This is a genomic window from Labrenzia sp. C1B70 (assembly GCF_000475395.1).
GTDB classification, from domain to species: Bacteria; Pseudomonadota; Alphaproteobacteria; order Rhizobiales; family Stappiaceae; genus Roseibium; species Roseibium algicola.
Map to the genome: position 1 here is coordinate 12,680 of NZ_AXCE01000022.1, position 26,196 is coordinate 38,875.

23 protein-coding genes are annotated in these 26,196 nt (G+C 56.7%); 11 read left to right on the plus strand and 12 right to left on the minus strand.

Annotated features, from left to right (window positions below):
* Window positions 1-39: 39 nt before the first annotated feature.
* The 9 genes from Q666_RS53360 to ugpC form a co-directional block, all read right to left on the minus strand.
* Window positions 40-519 carry a MarR family transcriptional regulator gene (locus Q666_RS53360; protein ID WP_081713314.1) on the minus strand — a complete coding sequence of 160 codons (480 nt, stop codon included), beginning with the start codon at window positions 517-519 and terminating at the stop codon, window positions 40-42.
* A 646-nt stretch (window positions 520-1,165) separates the two neighbouring features.
* Window positions 1,166-2,392: a D-mannonate dehydratase ManD gene (gene manD / locus Q666_RS53365; RefSeq protein WP_022999599.1), complete on the minus strand. Its 1,227-nt coding sequence runs from the start codon at window positions 2,390-2,392 to the stop codon at window positions 1,166-1,168.
* 51 nt (window positions 2,393-2,443) lie between these two features.
* On the minus strand, window positions 2,444-3,346 hold the full coding sequence (locus Q666_RS53370) for a sugar kinase (protein WP_022999600.1): 903 nt from the start codon (window positions 3,344-3,346) through the stop codon (window positions 2,444-2,446).
* Between the two features lie 14 nt (window positions 3,347-3,360).
* Window positions 3,361-3,492, minus strand: a complete 132-nt coding sequence (locus tag Q666_RS66800; protein ID WP_022999601.1) for a hypothetical protein — start codon at window positions 3,490-3,492, stop codon at window positions 3,361-3,363.
* A 53-nt stretch (window positions 3,493-3,545) separates the two neighbouring features.
* Window positions 3,546-5,882: a DUF4962 domain-containing protein gene (locus Q666_RS53375; protein ID WP_022999602.1), complete on the minus strand. Its 2,337-nt coding sequence runs from the start codon at window positions 5,880-5,882 to the stop codon at window positions 3,546-3,548.
* Between the two features lie 82 nt (window positions 5,883-5,964).
* Window positions 5,965-7,533 carry an extracellular solute-binding protein gene (locus Q666_RS53380; protein ID WP_022999603.1) on the minus strand — a complete coding sequence of 523 codons (1,569 nt, stop codon included), beginning with the start codon at window positions 7,531-7,533 and terminating at the stop codon, window positions 5,965-5,967.
* Window positions 7,534-7,560: 27 nt separating this feature from the next.
* Window positions 7,561-8,442, minus strand: coding sequence for a carbohydrate ABC transporter permease (locus Q666_RS53385; RefSeq protein ID WP_022999604.1), 882 nt, complete (start codon window positions 8,440-8,442; stop codon window positions 7,561-7,563).
* Between the two features lie 13 nt (window positions 8,443-8,455).
* A complete protein-coding gene (locus tag Q666_RS53390; RefSeq protein WP_022999605.1) occupies window positions 8,456-9,451 on the minus strand; it encodes an ABC transporter permease subunit in 996 nt (331 codons plus the stop codon).
* Window positions 9,448-10,551 (minus strand): sn-glycerol-3-phosphate ABC transporter ATP-binding protein UgpC, encoded by a 1,104-nt coding sequence (gene ugpC / locus Q666_RS53395; protein WP_022999606.1) that lies wholly within the window; start codon window positions 10,549-10,551, stop codon window positions 9,448-9,450. Before ugpC ends, Q666_RS53390 begins: the two co-directional genes overlap by 4 nt.
* A gap of 685 nt (window positions 10,552-11,236) precedes the next feature.
* On the opposite strand from ugpC, the gene Q666_RS53405 reads away from it, so the two are divergent.
* The 6 genes from Q666_RS53405 (at window position 11,237) to Q666_RS53435 (ending at window position 17,788) form a co-directional block, all read left to right on the plus strand.
* Window positions 11,237-11,929, plus strand: a complete 693-nt coding sequence (locus Q666_RS53405; RefSeq protein WP_022999608.1) for a GntR family transcriptional regulator — start codon at window positions 11,237-11,239, stop codon at window positions 11,927-11,929.
* 129 nt (window positions 11,930-12,058) lie between these two features.
* On the plus strand, window positions 12,059-13,408 hold the full coding sequence (locus tag Q666_RS53410) for an MATE family efflux transporter (RefSeq protein WP_161633228.1): 1,350 nt from the start codon (window positions 12,059-12,061) through the stop codon (window positions 13,406-13,408).
* A gap of 339 nt (window positions 13,409-13,747) precedes the next feature.
* A complete protein-coding gene (locus tag Q666_RS53415; protein WP_022999610.1) occupies window positions 13,748-14,482 on the plus strand; it encodes a GntR family transcriptional regulator in 735 nt (244 codons plus the stop codon).
* 600 nt (window positions 14,483-15,082) lie between these two features.
* A complete protein-coding gene (locus Q666_RS53425; protein ID WP_081713315.1) occupies window positions 15,083-15,955 on the plus strand; it encodes a polysaccharide deacetylase family protein in 873 nt (290 codons plus the stop codon).
* A gap of 29 nt (window positions 15,956-15,984) precedes the next feature.
* Entirely contained in the window at window positions 15,985-16,764 is a 780-nt protein-coding gene (locus tag Q666_RS53430; protein WP_031268861.1) for an SDR family oxidoreductase, read from the plus strand.
* Window positions 16,765-16,843: 79 nt separating this feature from the next.
* Window positions 16,844-17,788, plus strand: a complete 945-nt coding sequence (locus Q666_RS53435) for a tripartite tricarboxylate transporter substrate binding protein (RefSeq protein WP_161633229.1) — start codon at window positions 16,844-16,846, stop codon at window positions 17,786-17,788.
* 179 nt (window positions 17,789-17,967) lie between these two features.
* On the opposite strand, the gene Q666_RS53440 is transcribed toward Q666_RS53435, so the two are convergent.
* A complete protein-coding gene (locus Q666_RS53440) occupies window positions 17,968-18,936 on the minus strand; it encodes a 2-dehydropantoate 2-reductase (protein WP_022999615.1) in 969 nt (322 codons plus the stop codon).
* Between the two features lie 364 nt (window positions 18,937-19,300).
* On the opposite strand from Q666_RS53440, the gene Q666_RS53445 reads away from it, so the two are divergent.
* The 3 genes from Q666_RS53445 (at window position 19,301) to Q666_RS53455 (ending at window position 22,530) form a co-directional block, all read left to right on the plus strand.
* Complete coding sequence (locus tag Q666_RS53445; RefSeq protein WP_152533391.1) at window positions 19,301-19,792, plus strand: tripartite tricarboxylate transporter TctB family protein; 492 nt, start codon at window positions 19,301-19,303, stop codon at window positions 19,790-19,792.
* A complete protein-coding gene (locus tag Q666_RS53450; RefSeq protein ID WP_022999617.1) occupies window positions 19,792-21,309 on the plus strand; it encodes a tripartite tricarboxylate transporter permease in 1,518 nt (505 codons plus the stop codon). The genes Q666_RS53445 and Q666_RS53450 overlap by 1 nt, the downstream gene beginning before the upstream one ends.
* A gap of 342 nt (window positions 21,310-21,651) precedes the next feature.
* Window positions 21,652-22,530 carry a DMT family transporter gene (locus tag Q666_RS53455; RefSeq protein ID WP_022999618.1) on the plus strand — a complete coding sequence of 293 codons (879 nt, stop codon included), beginning with the start codon at window positions 21,652-21,654 and terminating at the stop codon, window positions 22,528-22,530.
* Window positions 22,531-22,616: 86 nt separating this feature from the next.
* On the opposite strand, the gene Q666_RS53460 is transcribed toward Q666_RS53455, so the two are convergent.
* Window positions 22,617-23,513 (minus strand): fumarylacetoacetate hydrolase family protein, encoded by an 897-nt coding sequence (locus tag Q666_RS53460; RefSeq protein ID WP_031268863.1) that lies wholly within the window; start codon window positions 23,511-23,513, stop codon window positions 22,617-22,619.
* Between the two features lie 465 nt (window positions 23,514-23,978).
* Entirely contained in the window at window positions 23,979-24,731 is a 753-nt protein-coding gene (locus Q666_RS53465) for an IS6 family transposase (RefSeq protein ID WP_031268864.1), read from the minus strand.
* A 122-nt stretch (window positions 24,732-24,853) separates the two neighbouring features.
* Here Q666_RS53465 and Q666_RS65605 point away from each other — a divergent pair, with 122 nt between their 5' ends.
* A complete protein-coding gene (locus Q666_RS65605) occupies window positions 24,854-25,117 on the plus strand; it encodes a PilZ domain-containing protein (protein ID WP_152533392.1) in 264 nt (87 codons plus the stop codon).
* 509 nt (window positions 25,118-25,626) lie between these two features.
* Window positions 25,627-26,007, plus strand: a complete 381-nt coding sequence (locus tag Q666_RS66955; protein WP_208993840.1) for an SH3 domain-containing protein — start codon at window positions 25,627-25,629, stop codon at window positions 26,005-26,007.
* Window positions 26,008-26,196 lie beyond the last annotated feature (189 nt).

Below are 26,196 nucleotides of genomic sequence, written 5' to 3' on the forward strand. Positions count from 1 at the left end.
TTCAATTGAATAACCACTGGAACGCATCGGCAGCCAAAGTCAGTCGGTCAGCTGCTGTCGCTCTGTTCGGCCCCCGGCAAAATCTTGACCGGGAGGGCGACCGCCAAGCGCGTCGCGGAGGGCCAATGTCAGATTGGCGAGTTCGTCCGCCCGCTTCGGGCCGATCGCACTTTCGATGATCCTGTCGACCTCGACCCAGGCTTCCCGGATGTCTTCCAGAAGCGCCTCCCCGTATTCGGTGAGCCGGAGCACGTTGCTGCGCATTTCGTCGGGGTTGGTCTCACGGCTGATGAAGCCGCCTTCAATCAGGCGGGCGGTCATCGTGCTCATGCTCGCAGGAGAGACGTTGAACTCCCGTGCCAGGTCGACCTGGGAGGCCGCGCCCATCCGATGCAGCGCGTCCACGATGCGGGCTTGCCTGGGCCTAATGGCAAGCGGCAAAAGCTGAATGCGAAGCAGCTCTTCAACTAGGTCGGCCGAGTGGAGCAGGAGATGAAGCTTCGGCGTGTTACATAACATCCTAACTGTTAATATACTAATATTGAGTTGCCTGCAATCATCTGCAGGATTCGCATGTCACTTGACCAAACCGCCAGACGTAATCCGATCATTGTCTGGTCAGCGCGTTTGGCACTTTGCGGCAGAGGTCGGTCTGGGGATCGCGCTGCATGCTGTCCGAAAGTGGGCCTATGCACGACAGTCCGGTCATTCATCCATGCGGTGCAATCGGTCAAAATGGGTTTCGGAGTAGACCTTTGCTGCACAACCAACCGATGCGGCCAAGTCGGTCTGGCGACAATGTCGGATCGTCAGCTAAAGTCTTAACTACGGTCAGAACCGGACATTGCCGTTTATGGATGCAACGCCTAGAGCGTTTCTCGACAATATTGAATCATTTGACCGCGGCGATTTTGCCCTCTGGCTAGGCGGTTTGCCCGCGGTGGTGCGGCCCACCACAAGGGCAAGCCAACGACGCCAGAGGGCAAAATCGCCCGGCCCAATTCAGCTTTGCTTTCTAATGCCTTCAGCCTGTCCGGGGTGAAGAATTCCGGTCCATCGGCGTCGTTGCGCCGCTTGCACGATGCACCGCATCGCGCTGCGCGACACGCCTGGCCGAGTGAGCCGGAATTCCTCATCAAATGATCCAATATTGTCGAGAAATGCTCTAATAATTCCACATCGTGCCGTCTGTCAGCCTGACGACCGGATGGCTGCCGGGCTGATAGCTGTAGCGTTCCGCTTCCCGTTCGTCGAAATCAACTCCAAGACCTGGCGTGTCGCTGACAAAGGCCATGCCCTGCTCCATTCTATGTTGCGACGGGAACAGGGCATCGCACTCGGGCGTGCCCAGTACGAGATACTCCTGGATCCCAAAGTTTGGTGCCCATGCATTCAGATGTGCATGGGCTGCCATGCAGATTGGCGAATGGCTCGGTGCACCGTGGAAGCCAGTGCGCACATGATGCAAACCCGCAAGATCGACGATGCGACGGGTGTGTGTGATCCCGCCGGCATAAGAGACGGCGATCCGAATGAAATCAATCAGTTCTTGCTCGATTAGCTTGTTGCATTGCCAGATCGAGTTGAAGACTTCGCCGATGGCAATGGGCACGGTCGAGTGCTGCCTCATGATCTTGAGGGCGTCCTGGTCCTCTGCCGGCGTCGGATCCTCAAGCCAGAACAGCTTCACCTCCTCGACGGCCCTCCCGAATTCGGCAGCTTCCCGCGGCAACAGCCGGTGGTGCACATCGTGCAAGATCTTCAATTCCGGTCCGAAGCGCTCTCGGATCCAGCAAAGCGCTTCCGGCATGAACCGCATGTACCTGTCGGTGTCCCAGATCTCCACCTTGGGCCGGACACCGCTGAAATTGGTGATATAGTTCCGAGCATCCACTTTCTTTTCCGGAACTGCGTAGGACGCTGTCGGCATGCCCGGAATGCCGCATTGTACCCGGACGGCCTTAAAGCCCTGCTCCACGTAATAGGCGATCGAATCCATCAGATGCTCTAGGTCCACCCCCGTTGCGTGGGCATAAACCAATGCACCTTCTCGGCTCTTGCCTCCCAATAGCTGGTAGACCGGCATGCCGGCAAGCTTGCCCTTGATATCCCACAGCGCGGTGTCGATTGCGCCATAGGCGGCCATCGCGATCGGACCACCGCGAAAATAGGCCCCCCGGTAGAAGAATTGCCAGATGTCTTCGCTGTTGCGCGGATCCATGCCGATGAGGTTCGGGATCAGGTGATCACGCAAATAGGCGGCAGGCAGGGTCTCGCGATTGTTGAGGGTCGCATCACCCAGCCCGTAGACGCCGGCGTCGGTCCAAATTTTCAACGTTACGTAATTCTTCGCCGGGCCTCCGACGAACACCTTCGCATCGGTTATCTTCACGGGACGGTCTCCTCAAAGGACATCGGTGCTGCTAGCCAGTCGTTCCAGGCCTCAGTCGTCCATGTCGAACGTGACGAGCGCTCCCTTGCCAGCAACGACTTGAGCGGCGAGGCGACAGGCGCGGTCAATGCTTGCCTTCAACGGTGCGTTCTCCCGTATTCCGTCCAGGATCGCTGCGTTGAAACTGTCCCCGGCTGCTGTTGTGTCGACGACCGACGTCACGGACGGGACAGGCATTGTCCCGCTTATGTTGCCCTGCCGGTAGTAGACGGGGGCGGCACCATTCTTCACGACCACTGTCGAGGCGCCCGCTGCGGCATAACGGTGAGCCGTCGCCGCTGGATTTGCGTCTGCGAACCATCGGGCTTCATCTGCGAACGAAGGCAGCACGATATTGCTGACAGCAGCGCCCAGTGCCACGAACCGGACCATCTCCGCCGTGTCGGCCCACAGCTGCGGACGCAGGTTGGGATCGAAGGCGACCGACTTTCCAACCGATCGGGCGTGCCTGAGTACGTTCAGTAGAACCTCGCGGCCCGGAGGTTCCAATATCGCCAGTGTAATTCCTGAAAAATAAACCAGTTCAGCGTCACTGACGGCCTTTGCGATCGCCTTCGCGTCGTCGGCGAGCAACCTCGCCGCCGACTGACCTCGCCAATAGGCGAAACTGCGTTCGCCGTCTTTCAGCGAAATCAGGTAGAGACCAACCGTGCGATCGGGCACGGTTCTTATCCAGGTCGTGTCTATTCCATTGGCAGCCAGAGCCTCGCGCATCATCTGGGAGATGGGATCAGGTCCGATCGCGGTGAAGTAGGACACACTTCGTCCCGGACGAAGCCGAGCCAAATACCATGCTGTGTTATAGGTGTCGCCGGCAAATCCCAGACGATAGTCGCCCGGAAGGGATGATGGCGCGAACTCGGCCATGCATTCGCCGATCGCAAGAAAGCGCATGTGGGTGGGTCCGCTCAATTGAAGATCGGGACGCTGTCGATTTTGAAATCGACCTTGCCGGGCAAGACGTTAGCGAATTGTTCGGGGGGATGGCTATGCATCTCGAGTTCGATCTCGTTGCCCGGGACATATTTGTCTACGTCCACAATCCTGCTCCTTGGTGTCAGATAAGTATCGTAAATGCGCGAGACCGCTATCTTCAGATGCCGGTACCGGCCAGTTTCTTCACCACGACCTTGAACGTGTTTTCCTGTGCGTCGGTGAAGTAGAGGTCCGCGTCGTAGCCCTGGTCGTCGATGAAATGGAAAATCCGGCGAGGCTCGTCCTTCGGATAAGGTACAAGCAGTGTCACGATGCGGTGGCGGCTGGCCGCGGGGAACCGAGCTGTCAGGCAGGTACTGACCGGCAGCCCCTCGACCTCGCTCATGTCGACGCCGGGAAAGCCTGTTGCCTGGCCGAGCACCGGTTTGCCACCTTCGGACCACAGGATCTCTCCGTAGAAGCCGGCCTTTTCACCGGTGTTGCGGAAGGATGAGCGGCCCAGGTGAAACGGGTTGTTGGCATGCAGCAGCCAGTCGACCGTGACCGGTTTGTCGGCATCGATCGAATCCACAAACACGAAGAAGCTGTCGTTGAAGAAATAGACCTCGCGCTCGGCGCGGGTCACTTCGGGCGAAACAAGTGAATAGGCCGGCGTCGCGTCTCCCTTGATGTAGATATGATTGCTCCGTTCCTCGGCGGCAAGGATCTGCCCCGTGGACTGCATTTGAAGCGCCTTGTTGCGGTCCGCATATTGGCCCTTGCCGTTGATCAGTATCGCGTTCTTCGATCGTGTCTGCTTTCGCCAGGCCTGGTGCATGGTGCTGTTGAAGGCGACGTAGTGGCCCGACTGGATCGCAAGGTCTTCGCCGAAGGCAGCCAGGCAGAAGGCATTCTGGTCGCCATGACTGTGGCTGATTGAACCGAACGGGCTCGACTTGAAGACGAACTGGATGTGCTCCCTGGGTTCTCCCATCCGATGCTGGATCGCGACCCAGCCGATACCCTTGAACCAGCGCAGCCTGTCGTCGTCGCCCGGAGGCGCCGCGTCGACATGTGGCCAGTCATGGCGGTAGACCATTTCGTCGAAATTGAAGTCCCACCAACCCCAATTGTAAAACGCCATCTCGGTCCCGGGATTGGTGCGCCTGATCTCGTCATAATACCATTGGTAGGCACCGTTTCCTGTCACCCCGGAGAATTGGCGCAAGTTGTAACCGATCTTCACTGCCGGCAGGTCGCCCATGGTACTGTCGTCGCCGAAGGTGGCGCGCCGCGTGTCTGGCGCTTTGGTATAGAGCGGCATGTCGCCGGTTTTCCGGAAGAACGGACGCTCATAGAGGTTGAGCCCGGTATAGTTCTTCAGAAGATTGGCGGCATCGATCAGGTAGGCCATGCCGGTCATCCAATAATGCGGCCCTTCGGCCCAGCCCCCGTCCTGGTCCCCCCATGGCGAATAGACTGTGAACAGGAACTCGATTGAATAGTCCAACCAGTCACGCGCCTCCGGCTCCTCGTCGAGCAGCGCGATGCACGCCGGGATGAGCACTGCCGAAACTGCACGAACCGCGTGGCTGTCATGCGGGAAGAGCTGAATATTGGCGTTCTTGATGATGTGATCGGCGATTTCCCGGGTGCGGACCAGCAGTGCGGTGCGCACGGTCTCGCGTTCGTCCTCGCTCAGGTCGTCGTGGAGCCAGTCATAGCCCCATGCAAGAGCATCGGTGACCCTGAATGCCCATTCGTCGGTATAGGCGCGTGAGGTGGTTCCTGAAGGATCCCACGCGGCCGCCGCAAGAAGCCACTCCTTCGCCCGCGCCAGCATTTCGGCGTCGCCGGTTACGTGACCACCTATGGCGAGATGTCGGATCGCATAGATCAGTTCCTGGCAGTCGATATAAGTTTTGCGCCAAACGTGGGCGACCCTCTGGTGGTTCGGGTAGCCCGCAGGTTCCTCCATAACCGGGCGGTCCATCCAGGGCCTGACGCTTTTCTCGTAAAATGTTGACCACGTGCAATGCTCCGGGTCTGCTGCAACCGAGTCCCGGAAAGCAGCGAGTTGCTTCGGGCCCAGCCAGAGTCGCGGATGAGCCGGCTCCACGGTGTCATAGCGCTCATCGCGGCCCGGCAAAGGTGTCTCAGGCAAGCCGGACGGGACCACAAATTTGCGGCTGGCGCTCCAGTTGGTCGCCGGAACACCCTTCTCGTCGTCCCAGACCGCATAGGACCAATGATAGGTCCCGGGATCGAGCACTGAGTCCGGCGTGAAGAAATTGAGCGGAATACGGGTAAACACCAGCGTAGTAGCCGTTGCATATTCCGGATCGGTCGACACTCGCAATACGTAACGCGCTTCGTCCTCGACGACCGGCAGCCACGTGAACCTTGGAGGGTTCTCCACCAGTCTGTCACCGGGGCCCGGCGCATACTGGATATTGAGGCGCCCCGCGGCGGGTTCATCGAGATAGTCATTGTGGTCGGGGGAAGCTATTGGCATCGAAGGTGATCCTGGTGCCTTCTGGTGGATTGCGGTGGAAGGTCCGTCCGCCGGCAACCGGCGGACGGAACGTCTGGTTCGGTCAGTCGCCGTATTGACGCTCATAGGCCGAGTTCATCACCTCGATGACCTGCGAGTAGCCCATTTTGTCGAGGGTTGCGACGTAGTCGTCCCAGTCTGCATTGACGTCTCCGGATCCAAGGATCCACGCCTGCTGGCGTTCCAGCATGTAGGTGCGCAGCGAAGGCCAGAACTTGTCGTAGACCGTCTGCTCCTCCTCGTTCAGGGCGACGCCCAGGAACTGGTCGATGAGCAGGTCATTGGCGTCATAGAGCTCGATACCCTTGCGCGCGGCCTCGGATGTCCATTGCCATTCGTAGCGGTAGTCCTGCCAGTAACCGCGCTGGATTTGCGCGCCTTCCAGGTACATCTGGCTGTTCACCGGACTTTCGCTGTTCAGGACTTCGGGCTTGTAGACAGGCTCGCCGTCGATTATGTCCCAGGTCTTGCCTTCGACACCGAAGTTGGACAGGAGCCGACCTTCTTCGGTGAACCAGAAATCGAAATACTTGATCACCGTCACCGGATCGTCCGCCTGGTAGCTGATTGCCCAGCCGTCCGGCTTGATCGGAATGCGGCGATGCTCTTCCATGCGCACACCCTTGGCGGATGCCGGCGGCAGGAACGGAATGAAGTTGAAGCCGGGCACCTTGTCCTTGAGCGCGTCGTTGTAACCCGAGGTGGAAGCGAACCAGTCGTGCGTCGATCCGCCGAGATTTTCGGAGAGCAGGTAGTCGCGGGAAGATGAACCGCGGGTGAAAATCTCCGGATCGATCAATCCTTCCGCGTACCACTGGGCGATGTTGGCAATGCCGTTGCGGTAGGCATCCTGAGCGTACGGATGCACCACGGAACCTTCATCGTTGACGTAGAAATCGTGGTAGGTGTCGGAGCCGGATGACCTGGCATCCCAGAGGGTAAGGAGCCGGTTTACTTCTTCCCATTGGCGGGCGAAATAGGGAATCTCGTCCTTCAGGCCGTTGCCGTTCGGGTCCTGATCGCGGAATGCCTTGAGGACCTCATAGTATTCATCGACCGTTTGCGGCTGCTCCAGGCCAAGCTTGTCCAGCCAGTCCTGACGGATATACCAGGCACGGCCGAATTTTCCGTCGGGAAGATAGGGGATGTAGTAGTAGTTGCCGTCATAGGCCGAGATCGCTTCCTGAAGGCCGGGATGACTGTCCCAGAAAGCCTGAATGTGCGGAGCATGTTCCTTGACCAGGTCGTTGAGCGGAAGGAAAGCTCCCTGCGGGCCGTATTCGTTGACGGGTTGCTGGATGAGGTGACCTGCGACGATGTCCGGCAGATTGCCCTGGGCAATGAGGAGGTTCATCGCTTCGTTGGAGTCTGTAGTGTTCTTGCCCGCTGTCGCATCCTTCAGAGCAATTCCGGTCAGCTCGCGCGCCTTCAACTCAACCGGATAAGGCTTGTTTGCGTCGCCGCCGACGCCGTAACCCTGGGCCCTGGGCCAATGCATGTGGATGGTGAGTTCCGTCGGCTCGTCCACGATCCGCAAATGTTCGTCGGCAAGAACCGGTAGGGTCAAGGCGGTGGTGCCCAGAACTGCCAGAGTGAGCTTTAGTAGACGCATGATATCCTCCTCTTATGCGCTTCAGAATTATTCCTTCACTCCACCCAGCAGGATTCCCTTCGAGAAATACTTCTGAAGGAACGGGTAGATGAACAGAATCGGGATGATCGAACAGACGATGATCGCGGCGCTGACCGTCTCGAAGGAATAGGCCGCGTTGATAAGAGTGCCGGCGAATTCCTCGTCGTCGGACAATTCAACGATGACATGCCGCAGATAGACCTGGAGCGGGATCTTGTCCGCGTCCTGGAGCAGTACCATTGCCCAGAAGAACCCGTTCCATCGGGAAACCACGCAAAACAGGGCAACGGTAGCGATGGCCGGCTTCGACAAGGGGATGAAGACCTTCCAGAGAACCTGGAATTCATTTGCCCCGTCCATCCGTGCCGCTTCCTCGAAACTCTTCGGAATGCCTTCGAAGAAGTTGCGGAGCAGGATGATGTTGAAGCCGTTGACGGCAAACCCGATGATGATGCCGAAATAGCTGTCGAGCAGACCCAGATCCCGCATGTTGAGAAAGAACGGAATCATTCCTGCGTGGAACCACATGGTGAAAGCCACCATCAGGTTCCAGAACCTGCGTCCCCAGAGCTGAGGACGTGACAACGCATAGGCGCCGGGGATGATGAACGCGAGGCTCATCAGTGTTCCGCCGATCGTGTAGATGAAGGTGTTCTTGTAGGAGGTCCAGAATTCCGGCTCGGAGAGCACCTGCTTGTAGGCTTCTAGCGTAAAACCCACCGGTGTCAGGATCACGTTGCCCGCACGGGCCTCGAACCCCGAGCTCATCGACAGCGAGGCGATGTAAATGAACGGATAGAGCGTCGAGATCGTGAAGAGTGCGATCAGCACCATGTTGACGATCACGAAGATCTTGTCCCCGCGGGAATAGAGATTCATGTTGCTCATCGGTCCGCCCTCCTCACCACAGCGACGTGCGCGAATAGCGCTTGGAGATCGTGTTAGCGGTCATCACCAGGATGAAGGCGACGACGGCGTTGAAGAGACCGGCGGCGGCTGCGAGGTCGTACTGACCGCCCTGGATGCCCTGTCGGTAGATGAATGTGTTGACCACGTCCGCCGTCTCGTAAGTCGCCGGCTGGTAGAGAAGGATGATCATCTCGAAACTGACTTCGAGCATGTTGCCGATACGAATGATCAGCATGATGATGATCGTCGGCAGAATCGACGGGATCGTGATCTTCCACATCATCTGGAAGCGATTGGCGCCGTCGACAACCGCCGATTCATAGAGTGTTGGCGAGACACCGGCGATGGCCGCCAGATAAACGATCGACTGGAACCCCGCCTCCTGCCAGACACCCGTTCCCACGAAGATCGGACGGAACCATTCCGGCTTCGTCAGGAAGTAGATCGGATCAAGACCGAACCACCCCATAACCGTGTTGACGATGCCCGCCGACGGCGAGAATGCCGTGATAACGATGCCGGCGATGATTACCGACGAGATGAAGTGCGGCAGATAGACGATTGTCTGGGCGGTTTTCTTGAATGTCCGATTGAGGATCTCGTTGAACATCAGCGCCAGGAGGATCGGCATCGGGAACCCGACAAGCAGCCCGTAAAAGCTGATAATGACCGTGTTCTTCAGCGCCCGCAGAAATTGGTCGTTTCCGAACAGCGTCTGAAAATGTTCCAGTCCGACCCAGGGGCTGTTCGCAACGCCGCGGAAGACGCTGTAATCCTTGAAAGCGATCTGAAGTCCGTACATTGGCTTGTACAGGAAGATCAGCAGCCACAGGATCATCGGGATCAGCATCACGTAGAGCTGCCATTCCCGTCTTAGATGGTCTCCGACGCGTTCGATCCTGCTGGATTTGCGGCGGCGTGTCGCTTCCCTCGCCTCGATGACGAGCTCTTCAGTCTGACCGATGGCCGGGTTCAGTTCCTTGCTCATTGCTCGGCACCCTGTCCCGGAAAGGCCGAGCCGGTTTGGGCATCAAATACGTGAACAAGGTGTGGCTTCACCGAGAAACCCGAAACACCCTTGAGGACGTTCATCTGACCAATCGTGCCGGCGCGGATGATAAACGGTTCACCGAGCAAGGTGGTGTGTATCAGTGCTTCCGATCCAAGCGTCTCAACGAGGTCAAGCGTGACCTCGACTCTGCCGGCCTGACCTTCGGCGGCGACATCGACATATTCCGGACGAATCCCGAGAATGACTTCCCGGCCGACATTGTTTTGCAACGCGGCAATGGGCGCCAATTCAATCGACTGCCCCCCGAACTCCGCACGCGGGCTTTCTGTTCCGTTCGTGATCCGGGCCTTGACCATATTCATCGGCGGTGACCCGAGAAACCCAGCAACGAAGGTGTTGGCGGGGTTCAGGAACAACTCCATCGGCGAGCCGATCTGTTCGATCCTGCCTTCGTGCATGACCACGATCCGGTCCGCCAGCGTCATCGCCTCTACCTGGTCATGGGTAACGTAGATCGATGTCGCGCCCAGGCGGGTGTGAAGCCGTTTGATCTCGGCACGCATCTGGGTGCGCAGCTTTGCGTCAAGGTTGGAAAGGGGTTCGTCGAACAGAAAGACCTTCGGTCGGCGGACAATCGCGCGCCCCATGGCAACACGCTGCCTCTGCCCTCCCGAGAGGTCGGCCGGACGCCGATCCATGTAGGGCGTCAGACCCAGAATGCCCCCCACTTCCTCGACCGAGGAAGCGATCTTGTCCTTGCTTTCACGGCGAATACGCAGGCCGAAGGCAATATTGTCCGCAACATTCAAATGCGGATACAGCGCGTAGTTCTGGAACACCATGGCCACGTCCCGGTCCTTCGGTGCGACGCGGTTGACGTGACGCCCATGAATGGTCAGGTCGCCGTCAGTGATTTCTTCGAGACCGGCAATCATCCTGAGGGTGGTGGACTTGCCGCAGCCCGACGGGCCGACCAGAACAACAAATTCCTTCTCGCGCACCTCAAGGTCGATTCCGTGGACCACCTGAAGAGCGCCATAAGCCTTCACGATACCGTTCAGCTGCAGACCAGACATCTCACTCCCTTCCGCTCCTCCAGCGAATTTCTGGCTTTTTCCCGGCCGATTCCGCGATTTCCCGTTCGCCGTCGGCCTCCAGTCAAAATTTGGTATACTAGAATTTATACTGGTATACTAGTATTTTTTGGAGTAAGGTCGTGAAATGCAGCCAAGGAATTGGAAACGATGGAAAAATGAATTCTTCTGGGGACAGGGCCGCGTTCAGCGCGATATCTCATCGTCCGCAATCCTGCTCGACCCTGGGGTTATGCTGGAATGCCGCTTCTCCTTGCGCGATCGCAATACGCGCCGACCGCGGCCAGAGAATTCCGGCCGGACGAAACTTTCGGCATTCGATGAAACGGCTGAAACAAAACCGGAAAGGCAAGCCTGTCAGGACGTGTGCTAGCGGCCGAACCTCGGCAATGTGATGATCGCTCGAACACGATCCAGACCCGACGCATCCAACGAACGGAAGCGACGAGCAAAGGGGGATGTCGCTTCATATGCTAACGCCACGGCGTCTTGCATTCGACCGCTGGAAGGATCGCCACTTTACGAGCGGCTTTGAGGGGCGGTATGCAAGGAGCTGTAATACCGGCAAAGCAACAGCAAAGTGGCAGGCGACCCGCCAACCGCTCGCCGGCCCTCCGCTTGCGACCCGTTGGAAGCATCGAACAAAATAGAAATCGGAGATGATTCAATGACGCAGCTAATTCAACTCGGCGAGCGGCGCACCAATGTCGATGACATTTTTGATTATTTGCGGGAGGAGATTCTTTCACTGCGCCTCTTGCCCGGTGAAAGGATCTCGGAGGCCGATATCGCAGCGCGGTTCGGGGTCTCGCGCCAGCCGGTGCGAGACGCCTTTAGCAGACTTGCCAATCTCGACCTCCTGCTGATCCGTCCTCAACGGGCAACCGTGGTAAAGCGGTTTTCGACCCGCGAAATCGTCAAGTCACGCTTCGTTCGCGCAGCCGTTGAAAAGGAAGTCTTGCAGCGCGCAGCCGTTCATTGTGATGCTGAGGGAGCCGCTTTGCTCGATGCTTGCCTTGTCGACCAGGTCAAGGCGATCGAGGAACAGGATGTTGAAGGCTTCGGGGCGCTCGATTATGCGTTCCATAAGACATTTTGCATGATTGCACGCGCAGACTTCGCGTTCGACGTAATCATGACGGAAAAATCAAAGGTGGATCGCCTGTGCATGCTTGGCCTTTCCAAGGAACATCGCATGCCTGAACTGGTCTCAGACCACCGCGCGATTGCGCAAGCGGTCAAGGATCATGACCCGGAACGTGCCGTTGAAACCGGAATGCTGCACCTGTCGCGGCTGGACGAAACGATCAACAGCATTTCAAAGACGAACGCTCATTTCTTCGAGCCCTCTGACGGCTGACACGATCTGAACAACTGACTTTGCGATGCCCTCCACCTCTTCGCCGGGTCCGGTCTAGGTGTCGTCGCAACTGCGACACATCCGAAACAATTCGAGCACATGGTTTCTTCTGCATCCGGGACCGCACCCGTGGGTGATCGAGATCCCAACTACAAGAGCGTCCTTCCCCTCGCCTGGCCGATGACGCTCAAGGCTGTTTTTCTCCATGGCACGATCGTCATCGATGCCTATCTGGTGTCGGCACTTGGTGAAACATCCCTCGCTGCGATGGGGATTGCAGGAGCGATCGCCGGATTTGTGCTCGGTGGAATTCTGGCTTTCTCGAATGCCATGCAGATCCGCACGGCACAGGCTGTCGGCACCGGAGATCCTGTTTTTCTGAAATCGGCGCTGGCTTCCGGCCTGACGGTCAATCTCATTGTCGGTGTAATCGGGTTGGCCGCGATATCCCTGTTCGGACAGCCGGTCATCGAAGCCATGGCACCAACGGGGGAAGTGGCGCGACTGGCACAAAATTACCTGTCCGTATTCTCGATTGTCATTCTAGGCGAAGCCGTGGGACAATGCCTTTCGAGCTATTTCAATGGTTGCGGTCGCCCCAAGATCCCTCTTTACAGCTTTTGCCTGTCGCTGCCGGTCAACATATCGGCCAGCATCGTCCTGATACATGGATATTTAGGGCTACCCGCGTTCGGTGTCACCGGAGCCGCAATGGGCAGCGCCATCGCCATTGCCGTCCAGGTCCTCTTTCTCGCGACGCGGCTGGTGCGCTACGCCGGGTACCTTCGCCACGTCGAGGGCTGGCGGCAAACCGGGTTCCTCAAGACGCTCAGGCGCCATCTCGGATTTTCCTTGCCCATTGCGGCAACCTTCATCAGCGCGACACTCGCGACGCATGTTTGCACACTCATCTACGCAAAAATGAGTCTCAGCGAATTTGCCGCGATGACCATAATCAATCCGTGGATCATGGTGGCCGGCACCATCGGTATGCAATGGGCGCAGGCGACGGGCATAATCGTAGCGCAACTTCTCGGTCAGGGCGTGCACGAGGACGTGCTGAACCGTTTCCTCCGCAGTGCCTGGCGCGGCGCCTTCGTCGCAGCCGGACTGGTTGCTACCCTTTATCTGGCGGTCTGCCTGTCCGCTGGCTTGCTCTACGCCGATCTGGATGCGGTAACCCGCAATGTCCTTCTGGGCTTCTTGCCCGTGCTGGTACTACTGCCGTTTCCCAAGGGATCAAACGCGATTTGCGGCAATACGCTGAGGGCGAGCGGTGACACGATCTACGTGATGCACATCTTCGTCTGGGCGCAATGGCTATTTCGGGTTCCGGCGACCGCCCTGGCGGTGCTCTGTTTCGACTTTACAGCAGTATGGGTGCTGTCACTTCTGCTCTGGGAAGAACTGGTGAAGTTCCCGGCCTTTCATCTCCGGCTCATCAAGGGAGACTGGAAACACGGAGGAACTCCGGATTGATACGGCTTGCGCGCGCGCACGCAGGGTAATACCGCAAACTTCATATGAACCGGTGTGGTTACAATGATGCGTGGTTGCTTTCCGGAATTCTAGAAACGTGCAATTGCCATTTCCAAAGCCGTGTGGACGAAATGCCTCAAGACGTTGGGATCCAGGTTTTGACTTTAGAGTGGTTCACAGATTGCATCGTTGAGCCGGACCACCGTTTCACCAAGCAGCGGATCCGCCCCATGCCCGGCTTCAAGCCGTTTGAAGCGGTCGCCTCGAAAAAAAGATCGCCTCAATGCTTCGTATTTGGCTTATATGCTTTGGTAGAAGCAGAACCTTGGACGGCAGATTATGGGCAAGAAGAAGATAGATCGTGCGGATGAAGAAGCCACTGCAAAAAACTTCCCGCATAAGAGCAAATCGCTGTCGCTCGACGTCTACACTCGAATTCGCGAAGATATCCTGAGCGCCAGCTTGGCTCCAAACAAGAAACTCCTCCTCCGGGAGATGTCCGAACAATACGGGACAAGCCAGGGGCCAATCCGCGAAGCACTGAATCGACTGGTGAGCGAAGGCATGGTCGTTCAGAACACCCAGCGCGGCTTCACTGTCGCGAGCTTCGGGATCGTGGAGCTTGAAGAACTGGTTCGTACCAAGCAATGGCTGAACGAACTCGGCCTTCGCGAATCGATCAAGAATGGTGATCTGGAATGGGAAGAGGAGATTCTGGTTGCGTTTCATCGCCTCTCCCGAACACCCAGCTACCTCAGTGATGTCCCGCTCGAGGTTAACCGCAATCCGGAGTGGAACCGGCAGCATCTTGTATTCCATATGTCACTGATTAACGCCTGCAATTCCGAATGGCTGAAAGGTTTCTGTCGGACACTGTTCTACGCTTCTGACCGCTATCGTGCACTGATGCGACAAAAGGGTGATCCGGCCAAGCGTGTAGAAGAGCATCGTCAAATCATGGAAGCGACGATCGCCAGAGACGCTGATCGTGCGGTCGAGCTGCTCAACCGTCATTTCGCATTCACCGGAGAGATGGGGCTCGAAAAGCTCAATCAGTTCGAGAAACCTGCCTAGCAGGATTGCGGAACCCGCAGCGCTTTAACCGACTAATTTCGAGCTTCGTATCGTCTGGACAGGGGCTCCGCTGAGATTTGTGGCAAAACGCATCTGCGGTTTGCCCTTGGAACCTGATTGAAAGGTTTCAGCACAACACATCCGCACAAAGATAGAGTGCGGCGCGGTGTCGATCCGACCCGACAGGCAAAAAAGTCGCATCCAGTCACTTCAAAACGCGTGTCGGAAAGTGATCTGTCCACGAACGGGACTGGTTAACCACGGGCGACAACAGCTTATTTTCCTGTGGCTCAAAGCCTGTTAGCGGAACTAGACCGGGTCACGGTAACCCCTCATACACAATGTCACTATCCATGCACACGCCCTGCAACTGCGTTCCACCTCGAGTGCCAAAATCTCCGCCTTCGCTCAACGAGTTTTTTAAATTATACCCATCTATCTCGTTTTATTTATTTTTTCTAATTTTCTAACAAAATATCTATAACTTGTTGACACCCACAGGCTGCTGTGATCTGCTTCAGGCACAGCTTCTAGGAGCTATCTGTCTGGAATGATTGATATTCGCGGACGACCGCGCGAGTAAGACTATACGGAGGCAATATGGCGCAACCCAGCGTACACACGGGTGGCAAAGAAATTTCCTTACCTGATGATTTCCGGTGGCCAGGAGGCAAAAGGCTGGCACTGTTCTTTCGATGCGCTTTCGAGGGCTGGTCGGACGACCGCTGGCCCGGTGTCGGCCCGATGGGCAATCCGCTCAAGCCCGGCTTCCCCGATCTTAACGCCATTGGATTCGCCGACTACGGGCCCCGCCGCGGAATATTCCGGGTTCTCGACATTCTCGACCAGTTTGATGTCAAGGTTACCATGATGGTAAACGGCATCATGGCCGAGCGTCACCCCGAGATCGTTAGAAAAATCTCCGAATTCGGTCACGACATCGTCGCGCATTCCTATGCGATGGACATCATCCCGGTCTATCTGGACGAGGACGAAGAACGCGCAAACATCCGCCGCACAGTTGATACCATTGCCCAGGTGACAGGTGTGAAGCCAACCGGCTGGATAAGCCCGCGCAGTACTCCGAGCGAGAGGACCGGACGGCTTCTGGCTGAAGAAGGTCTGCTTTGGCATGGCGACAGTCTGAACGACGATCTGCCCTACAAGGTGGAATTTCCAGCCGGCACCGTGCTTGCCTTCGGCAACAACATGGAGATTAACGACCTGCCAGTGCACATGAAGCACGGGAATCCGCCCCGGGTGCTGCTCGAGAATCTGGAGGATTGGCTCGACTATGTTCGCACCTACGAAAAGGGCGCCGCGCGTATCGACCCAACAATTCATTCCCATGTCTTTGCGCGGCCGCTAGGCATGTCCGTCTTCGTGAAAATGCTGCAGCTCGCCAAGGCATCCGATGACGTCTGGATCGGAACGCGGTCGGAGGCGACAGACTACATCCTCGCAAACTACTGATCTCGATCTCAGCACATATTGGACAAGACATGGATTTAGGCATCTCCAACCGCAAGGCGTTAGTATGTGCGTCTTCCAAGGGTCTGGGCCGGGCCTGCGCGGTTTCGCTCGCTCAAGCCGGATGCGACGTGACGATCAATGGCCGCGACCCAGTGGCCCTGAGTCAGGCCGTGAAAGACATCGGAGCTGAAACAGGCGCGAAAGTGCAGGGCGTTCAGGCCGACATAAACACTGCGGAAGGGCGTGAAAAGCTTCTCGCTGCCTGCCCGGACGCAGATATCCTGATCAACAACAACGCTGGTCCTACTCCGGGAGACTTTCTCAAGTGGTCTCAGGACGACTGGACCCAAGCGTTGAACTCAAACATGTTCGCGGCACTTGATATGATCAAGCGTGTAGCGCCCGGCATGCGCGAACGGAAGTTCGGCAGGATCGTCAACATCACCTCAGCTGTGGTGAAATCGCCGCGCGCGCACCAGACCCTTTCCACGGCAGCGCGAACCGGGCTGACGGCAGCCTGCAAGGCACTGTCGCAGATTTATGTCATCGACAATGTCACCATCAACAATCTTCTTCCGGAACGGTTCGAAACGGGGCGTCAGGAGTTCATGACCCGCAAGATCATGGATGCCGAAGGCGTCTCTTACGAGGAAGCACGCAAGAAGATTTCCGATACGATCGCTGCCAAGCGCTTCGGTCGTCCGTCAGAGTTCGGGGACACGTGTGCATTTGTTTGCAGTGCGCAGGCCGGCTTCATGTCCGGTCAGAACATCCAGCTCGACGGAGGTTCATACGCCGGCCTGATCTGAGAAAGGACGGGCTGTGCTTTGATAAGACCAGCCACACCATAGGGAGGAACATATGCAAATTTCAAACCTCATCGGAGGCATGCTGCTTGCAGCCGCAAGCTTTGCGACTCCGGCCGCCGCCGCGGATGATTATCCCAGCCAGCCCATCACCCTGATCGTGCCTTATTCCGCAGGCGGCAATGTGGATGTCACCGCACGCATCCTGCAGAGCGCCCTGGGCGACTCTCTCGGTCAGCCGGTGGTTGTTGAAAACCGGCCCGGTGGTGGCGGAATGATCGCCGGTAATTACGTGGCCAGATCCGAGCCGGACGGATACACCCTCTTTATAGCCTCCGGCGGCCCCATCACCTTTGGCCCGCTGACCCGGGAAGACGCGCCCTACCAATGGCAAACTTCGTTCGAGGTCGTCAGCAATGTCTCGTTTGGAACCAACCTCATGCTCGTGCGGTCGTCGTTCCCCGCAGACACCGTCGAGGAATTCATCGAGTACGCGAAGGCCCATCCGGGCGAGGTCACTGTCGGCGTAAGCAGCCCTGTAAGCAGCAATCATTTCCTCGGTCTGCTGTTCGCAAGCAAGGCCGACATCGAATGGAACGAGATTGTTTTCAAGGGCAACGCCCCCGCGGTAACAGCTTTGGTCGGTGAGCAGATCGACGCTGGTTTCATGCAGGTTGCCGCGGCCCTGCCGCATATCCGGAGCGGCAAGCTCAAGGTTCTGGCCGCTCCGGTTGCCAAGAGAAGCCAGCTGCTGCCGGATGTGCCTACGCTGGCGGAAGCTGGTGTGCCCGGAGTCGAGGGCACCAACTTTGTGGGGGTATTTGCACCCAAGGGCACTCCAGACGAAATCATCTCCTTCCTCGATGAGAAGATCCAAGCCGCGATGGCGCAGAAGGAACCCCAGGAAAAGTTGGCCGGTATCGGTTCGGAAGTTCCTGGTCTCAATGCCGAGGGTTTTCGCGAGTTCCTGATCAGCGAAGACGAGAAATGGATCAGCGTCATTGAGATGGAAAAGAATTCGAAGTGATGTGAAGTTCCCTGTGGCCCGGGCGGGTGCTTGAACAACTGCCCCGAGTCACGGGACCAAAACAGAAGCCCGGACTGAATCAAATTTCAGCCCGGGCTTTTCACTTGAAGGGAGAGATGTTTACCGCGGATCCGGCGTTGGTCTGACAAGACGCGGAAAAAGCTTTCAGATCGGCTTTCTCAGCCCTTGTCGCGAAGCTCGATCTTCAGCCGCATCAGTGCCAGCATCGCTTCCGTCATCGGAACCGGAATGTTCTTGCGGCGCGCTAGTTCTACAACGCTGGCGACGATTGAATCGATTTCGATACTGCGTCCCGCCTCAAAATCCTGGAGAATGGAGGACTTGTGCCCAAAAGTGCCTGCGGGAACCGGTGTGTCGCCGGAGGCAATGTCGGTTCCCCACGCTCCGGCGACGGCGACGACCTCGTCGATGATTTTCTCGGAGAGCTTTCGCACTTCGGGATCAGCCGTCAATTGTCCAATTGTGGCACCAGTGAGCACTGCCAGCGATCCACGTCCGGTGTTCATGCGCAGTTTTTCCCAGACGCTGCGGCGGATGTCTGTTTCCGCTGCGTCAATTCCCGCCGATATCATGGCGTTGCAAATCTCGGCGAGGGCTTCGCGGTGCTGCCCTTGCCAAGGTGCGCCAAGGCGAAGCTTTATAGGTCCATCGCGATGCGTCACCACGCCAGGACTGGTTATTTCGGAGGGGAGATGCGCCGTCGCACCGATGGCGTTTTCCGGCCCTATGTTGTGCCATATCGTTCCGCCGGGATCTGTCACATCGAAGACATCGCCGCGCTGGCCATCAAGTCCGTAGAAAAACCACCACGGCACTCCATTCTGAATGAATACAATCGGGGTGTTGGTGTCGCGCATTGGGCCGATCTGCTCGGCCACCGCTGCCAGGCCATGGGCCTTGACTGTGCAGATCAACAGATCTTGCTTGCCCAGATCGGCGAGATTGTCGCTGGCCGGCGGTCGCGAATGGAGAATTTCACCCCGTGAATGTACCGTAAGTCCGTTTTGCCGAATGGCTTCAAGGTGAGCCCCCCGCACCATAAGCGAAACCTCATGTTCGTCCCGCGACAAAAGATAGCCGGCAAGAACCCCGCCGATGGCACCAGCTCCAACAATCGCAATGCGCATGATAGTCCTCTGAAAGTTTGTGATTTTGCCTGATCCAGGCTTTCGCAAATCATGTAACGATTGCCTTCATTGTAAACTTTTTTCCAAAAATGACCAATATATAAATATTTTAATTGCCTTCCATCATGGCCGCCGATAGGATGACATCGAGGTCAATAGTACTAGCATTGCAAGGGATTAGACGCGTTACCAGGTCGGGTCCAAAAGGCTGCGGTCAATTGCGATCCGGTGGTTTCCCAATAAGGCAGCCGGCAGGTCTTACCTGTCGAGACCGGGACGGGCGCAACTTTCACACGCGCGCACAGAGCCGGTCTGGAGACCAGCCAATTCGGGTCGGGACCTATCGGGTCCGGGGTCCGTCCACGTGCTGCAAGACAATTCTGCGAACCTACAGGGAGGGGAAATGGACACTGCAAGAGACTACAAGGACATAATCAGCGGGCTGGTTGTGCTGTTGATCGGGGTCTTCATCTCGGTCTACGCCGCCAGTAGTCTCCGGCTAGGCAGTCTGGACGATATGGGGCCAGGCACTTTTCCGTTTGGCGTCGGCATCCTGATCGCCATATGCGGAGCCGCCATTTGCGTGCCAGGTTTTTCAAGATCCGGAACGCTGCCTGCACTACCACTTTTCCCCTGCTTCATAATTCTTGGCTCGATCATCGTCTTCTCTCTGGTGGTGCAGAATTTCGGATTTGTGCCGGCGATCTTCCTTCAGGTGTTTCTGTCTGGCGTGGCCAGCAGCAAAAGCAGACTTAAACTCTCCCTGCTCCTGTCTATCGGACTCTGCATTGCGGTCTACCTGATCTTCCGCGCAGGGCTGGGCCTGCACCTTCCAATCGTAAATTGGCCGTTGTGATGGAATTTTTTCAGCAAAACCTGAGCGGAATGCTTCTCGGCATAGAGGAAGCATTCCTCCTCGCAAATCTGGGATTTGTCTTTATCGGCGTGCTACTTGGCACCATTGTCGGTGTCTTGCCGGGCATTGGTCCGTTGACTGCAATCTCGCTAATCCTGCCGATCACATTCTACATGAACCCTACGTCCGCGCTGATCCTGCTCGCCGGCGTCTGGTACGGAACCGCTTACGGCGGGTCCACGGCGGCCATTCTCGTTAATGTGCCGGGCACCTCGGCAGGAGCGGTGACCGCCATCGACGGCTATCCGATGGCGAAGAAAGGGCGGGCCGGCGTCGCGCTGTTTACCGCCATGATCTCATCGTTTCTGGGAAGCACCATCGGCATACTCGTGATGATGCTGTTCTCCCCCATCATCGTCGTCTACGCGTTGAAGTTTGGTTCGGCTGAATATTTCTCCCTGATGCTTCTCGGGTTGGTCGCAGCTTCGACCATTTCTGGCGGCTCGGTGGCAAAGAGCCTGGCGATGACCCTGATCGGAATTTTCTTCGGCATCGTCGGCCTTGATATTTACACGGCCTCGCCTCGCTTCACGATGGGCTTGCTGGATCTGGATGACGGTATCAGCATGGTCGCGCTGGTGATGGGCCTGTTTGGCCTGACCGAAATCATCGCAAGTGCCGGACGCTCAGTTTCGACCTCGTCACGCTTCAAGATCACACTCCGGTCCATGTTGCCGACGCGCGACGATCTGAAAAAGATCGTCAAGCCGGTCCTGCGGGCTTCGGGTGTCGGTTCATTCATCGGGACGCTCCCCGGCACGGGGCCGACGATCGCCTCCTTCCTGTCCTACGCTTTGGAAAAGAGGATGTCGAAAAAGCCGGAACTGATGGGAACCGGTGAAGTTCAGGGCGTTGCGGCTTCCGAAGCTGCTAACAATGCCGCCGACCAGACAGCTTTCATCCCAACCATGACACTCGGCATTCCCGGAAGCCCGACAATGGCGTTGATGATTGGTGCGCTTGTCATGCACGGCATTACACCTGGCCCGAACCTGATGAATGAGCAGCCTGACCTGTTCTGGGGACTGGTGATGAGTTTCTGGATCGGCAACGCGATGCTGCTGGTTCTCAACATTCCATTGATCGGCGTCTGGGTGCGACTGCTGACCGTACCCTACCACATGCTCTACCCCATCATTCTGGTGTTGATGTGCGTGGCAATCTTCAGTGTCAGCAGGAATGACTTCAATCTGTGGGTCGTGGCTGCATTTGGCGCCATCGGCACTCTGGCGCGCTGGTCAGGGTTGCCTACCCCGCCGCTGTTGCTCGGATTTGTTCTCGGGCCGCTGATGGAGGAGCACTTTCGGCGCGCGATGGCTATATCGCAAGGCGACTTCTCGACATTTATCGAACGTCCGATTAGTGCAACCATCATCGCGTTGACCGCTGCCATGTTCCTCTTCTCGTTCTGGCGAGCGATCAGAAAACCCAAGACCGCGCATCAGCCGGGTTCATAACCCCCGTGCGCAGTCAGCTCGGCCATGAGGACATGGCCGGGCTGACAAGACCTCTCCGGGCGCGGCAGGCACTCAGTTGAGCAATGTATTTCTGTTAACAACCGGCACTGCTGCTTTATGCGGCCGATCCGGGCAGGGAGTGATCGTGCTGGCGGTCGTTCGTAGAAGGGACCAACGAGCGATGAACAACGATAGTGTCTGCGGCTGCGGCGCCGCGAGAGAAACCGGTATCTTACCGCAGCTTCAACACTCAACCTGTTCGGCGGCTCCTACGGCATCCGCGCGCTGCCAGCTCCGCCTCCGAATTTTGACCAGGTGTTGCCGCACCGGGCTTATCACCTGATGTTCCGGGCAAAAACATCCCGTTCGCTGGTCGGCGCGGCGTGGTTGCTGGCCGGTGGCGCCTGTGTGGTCGCCATGCAGACGATCGCCCGGCATGTCGCTCAGGACATGCCAATCATCCAGATGGTCTTTTTCCGGTTTCTGTTCGGCATGATGTTCATGGCGCCCTGGCTTGTGCATGTGGGCATCTCCAGTGTGCGGACGCGCATGTGGCCCCACTATTTCATCAGGGCCATCGGAACGCTTATTATTCTGACCTGCGTTTATACGGCGCTAAGCGAAATCCCTGTGGCAGACGTTGCCGCGCTGCAGTTTACTGCGCCGATCTTCATCACAATCGGCGCCGGGATCTTCCTCAAGGAACGTATCGGTTTGGGCCGGTGGGTCGCTGTGATCGTCGGCTTTCTGGGAACATTGCTGATCCTGCGGCCAGGCATTAGTGCGGTCTCGCCGGTTGCACTGCTTGTTCTTGTCGGCGCTTTCTTCAATGCGATGGTGATGCTGCTCACCAAGGTGCTTTCAAGAACTGAAACGGCGGGCACCATAGTGTTTTACCAGACCCTGCTGGTGACAATCTTTGCGTTCCCGTTCACGCTTTGGGTGTGGAAGACGCCTTCCTGTGAAGCGCTGGTATGGATGGCGGCGATCGGTGCGGTGGCCACGATTGGTCAACTGTGCATTGCCCGGGCGTTGACGGTTGCGGATGCCTCCGCCATACAGCCGGTGAACTTTACACGCCTGCTATTTGCGGCGCTTTTCGGCTATCTGGCCTTTGGCGAGGTGCCTGATTCCTGGATATGGCTGGGTGGAGCGATAGTCTTTGCCGCGACACTCTATGCGGTCAGTGAACGTCGGCGCGACGAACCTCCCGTGGGATGAACCTCGATCGAGGCTCACGTCTTCAGCGGTGGCCCACCCGGTGGACCGCCGGATGGGTGTCAGGATCTGTCCCCCAATATCCCGCGTCACTGGGAAATAATCTGAAGGTCGGTATCGCCGTAGAGGTCGGTTTTGGTGACCCTGTTGCGAAGTTCGCCCAGCCCTGATCCACGGACGACAACGAGATCGCCGTCGCGCAGGAAGACAGGAGGCTTTCGCGACTGGCCTACGCCGGCAGGTGTGCCGGTGAAAACCACATCGCCGGCATGCAAAGTCATGCCGAACGAGAGCTCTGCAATGATTTCGGGGATCGCGAATGCCATCTGCTTGATGGATGCACTTTGTCGCAATTCATCGTTGACGACACACTCGAGGCGAAGATTATCCAAATCGAGTTCATCGGCCGTGATGATCGTCGGCCCCAGCGGTGTAGTGTTGTCGATGCCCTTCCCCTTGGTCCACTGTGTCCCATGACGGAATTGCAGGTCGCGAGCCGAAGTATCGTTGCCGAGACAGTAACCGAAGACGTGCTCGAAGGCCTTGGTAGTTGGAATGTTACGTCCAGTGCGGCCGATAACGAGGACCAACTCAGCTTCATAATCCCATTTTGAAGAAACGCGCGGATCATAAGCGATCGGATCATATGGACCGATGATTGAATCTGGCGACTTTGTGAAGAAGGTGGGCGCTTCGGGTCGATCTATTTCGGGGCGGAGATCTCGACCTTCCTCAAAGTGGTCCCAATAGTTCCATCCGGTACAAAGCACATCGCGGCGGAAACGGGAAATTGGTGGTGCGAGGTCAAGTGCGTCAAGCGAAAGACGCGTGCTTTTGGTCGAAGCAATCGCACTGCGCAGACGCGGCGCAACCATCTCCCAATTGCAAACAACATCTACCATGTCACCGAACTCACTCCCCAGCAGGACGGCTTCATCTCCGTCCGCAACTGCGAGCCCTTTTGAACGCACCGCCATCAATTTCATCAATGAGCCTTTCTATTTTGGCATAAGCCACGTGGGCATCTCCAACAAATATCTTTTTTTTAGCTATAATGTAAATGATATTTATTTTTTTCCTCTTATCCCCACTAAATCAACAATTGAACGAGCGGCGTTCAACAGACGAAATTGCGCTGTACCACGACAAAAGGTAAATAAATTGAGCGGTCAGACTGAGTGATATGTCTCACCGCGATCCCTTCGACACACAAAGGGGTTTGCCATGGGTTCTGTCGCAATAATTTGCGGCGACGTGCCTAGCAACACGTGCTCGGCACCAACCAAAACAGCAATAAAGCACCGGCTTCTCTGCGCCGGCTGTTCAGTCGTTGACTGATTCAGCATGCTCCTGATAGCAGCCGTTGCGTGAGAAATACACGGAGGTCCGCCGCAAAGGGCTTGTCGCAACTTTCGCCGGCGGGCAGATTTCTCCCGTTTTGGGAGCGACTTTCAGGCTTCGTTAACTTTTTCAATTCCGAAGAGCACCGCCAGTAGATCGTTTTGTTCGCGGACACTCCATTGACCGGTAAAGTCGAAGCCCTTTCTGAGCCACAGCATGGCTTCAAATCCGGCGATGGATTTTCTGGCTGAGTTGAACGAGCGGAACCCGCCGACCTTCGGCATGTTCTTCTTCACCCTGAAATGATCGCTCTCTATACCCTGTTGCAAATGCTTGGTTACATAGTGCACCGGATCCGAAGTAAGCAAGCCGCCGTCAACCGCGTCCCCGATGGCCGGAGGAAAAGTGCCCGCACCATCGGTGCCGATTTTGCCCGGTGACAGCAGCGGGGCACCCCGCAACATTTTTCGAAAGAACCGCTTGGCCGCATTCAGATTGCGCTTCGCCGTGAGCAGGAAATCGACCGGATTTCCATGCTTGTCGATGGCCCGATACAGATAGCGCCATTGACCCTTGATACGCACATAGGTCTCATCGATGCGGACCGAGCCACAATGTGGTTTGCGGAACCGGCGTAGCCGCTTTTCGATCAGCGGCGCATACGCCAAAACCCACCTGTTGATGGTGCTGTGGTCCACCTCAAAGCCGCGTTCCAAGAACATTTCTTCCAAGTCCCGATAGCTCAGCGGATAACGAAGGTACCAGGACACTGCCTGGATAATCAGCCAGGCCTCAAACTGTCTGCCTTTGAAGTCATCCTTCGATTGGCGTTTCAGTTTTTCAACGATGGCACTGAGAATCATGACGCGGAACTCCAACTTCTGGAGCGCCCTTTCAACAGCCAAATCTCAAGGCGTGGTAAACACGACAAACTTTGCGACACGCCCCCTCTGTGTGTGACAGCTTGGACAAATGGGTCGTCGGAATGGAAAACCGCCGTCGTGATACCCGCAAACGTGTCTACAAAGACTGTTTGATTGATGGTGTTGACGGTTCGAAGATCCGCGGCTCGCTGAGAGATATCTCGGACTCTGGTGCTCGAGTTGTTGTCGAACGCGCTTCGAGTGTACCTGATCGCGTCGTATTGGAACTAGATGACCAGAAGACGTTGCGTGGGGTGGTAGTTCGTCGCAACGGAAATGAACTCGGCGTACAATTCCGAACTGAAGTCAAGTCAACTGCTGCCTAACTGAGGATATAGCTGATAAACTATGTTTTTCTTCAAGTTGGACAATCACTCGAACATCCGCATCAATGAATGCAACTGATAAGCGCTATGCTTCTTAATCAGTATCATTCGACGCGCTAGCTCTTTTACCGACTTCGCCTGAGTATGCGAGCCCCTGAGTGGTCATTGATTAAGAAGCCGCTTTGCGTGCTAATATCGGATTCTGAAATTTGCAGTTTCTAACTACAATTTTTCAGAATCCTAGCAAAACTCTAAAAATTCTTTCTTGTTCCTCAATCCGGCGAACCGTTCAAGCAGTTTCATCTGCGTGACATTTGCAAGTGAATATACATAATATCCAGCATCTTCAATTTCCTTGCCGTTGCGTTTTTTGATTGATGGAGGAAACGATGTCGAATACTCATTTCTCAAGCCAGCCGCGTACATTTTCTATGTGGAAGTTCTTGTTAGCCTCCATATTGTGCGTTCCAGCTTTGTCGTTTCTAAGCACGCTGCATGCCGAGGCCTAGATGGGACCAGACTACTGGGAAGTCACCGGCGTTCCTGCAAACGATCACCTGAATGTACGCAGCGGTCCGGGGGGCCGGAATCCAATCGTAGCCACGGCTCCCAACGGCTTTCGCTTTCGGAACCTGGGATGCCAAGGAAGTGGCAACAGCCGCTGGTGCCATGTGGAAACCACCAATGGTCAAACTTCTGGCTGGGTTGCCGGCCGGTATTTGCGTGAACCGGGAACGGCGGTTGCCGTACAGCAACCAGAGGCTGACATTCCCGAGCTACATGTCCGCCACAGCGGCGGGATAGAGGTCCGTTATCGAAGCGGCTTCGGTCCATTGCACGAATGGCGCCCAGGGCACGGCCGTCCTGGCAAGAAACCGGTTCGGCAATGACCTGACCATGTCCTTTATGCTTAATGACGGGGCTGGTGGCTACGTGCTTTTTTGAAGGCCGTTTTGCTGACAATATGCCGCACTGAACTGCCCGTAGAAGTCACATCATGCGGTGTGCTCGGGCTGGAAACGCAGCTGCATACCACTATGTGTTTGCGAGAAGAGGTACGTAAGCGCCGTCTGCGGCCC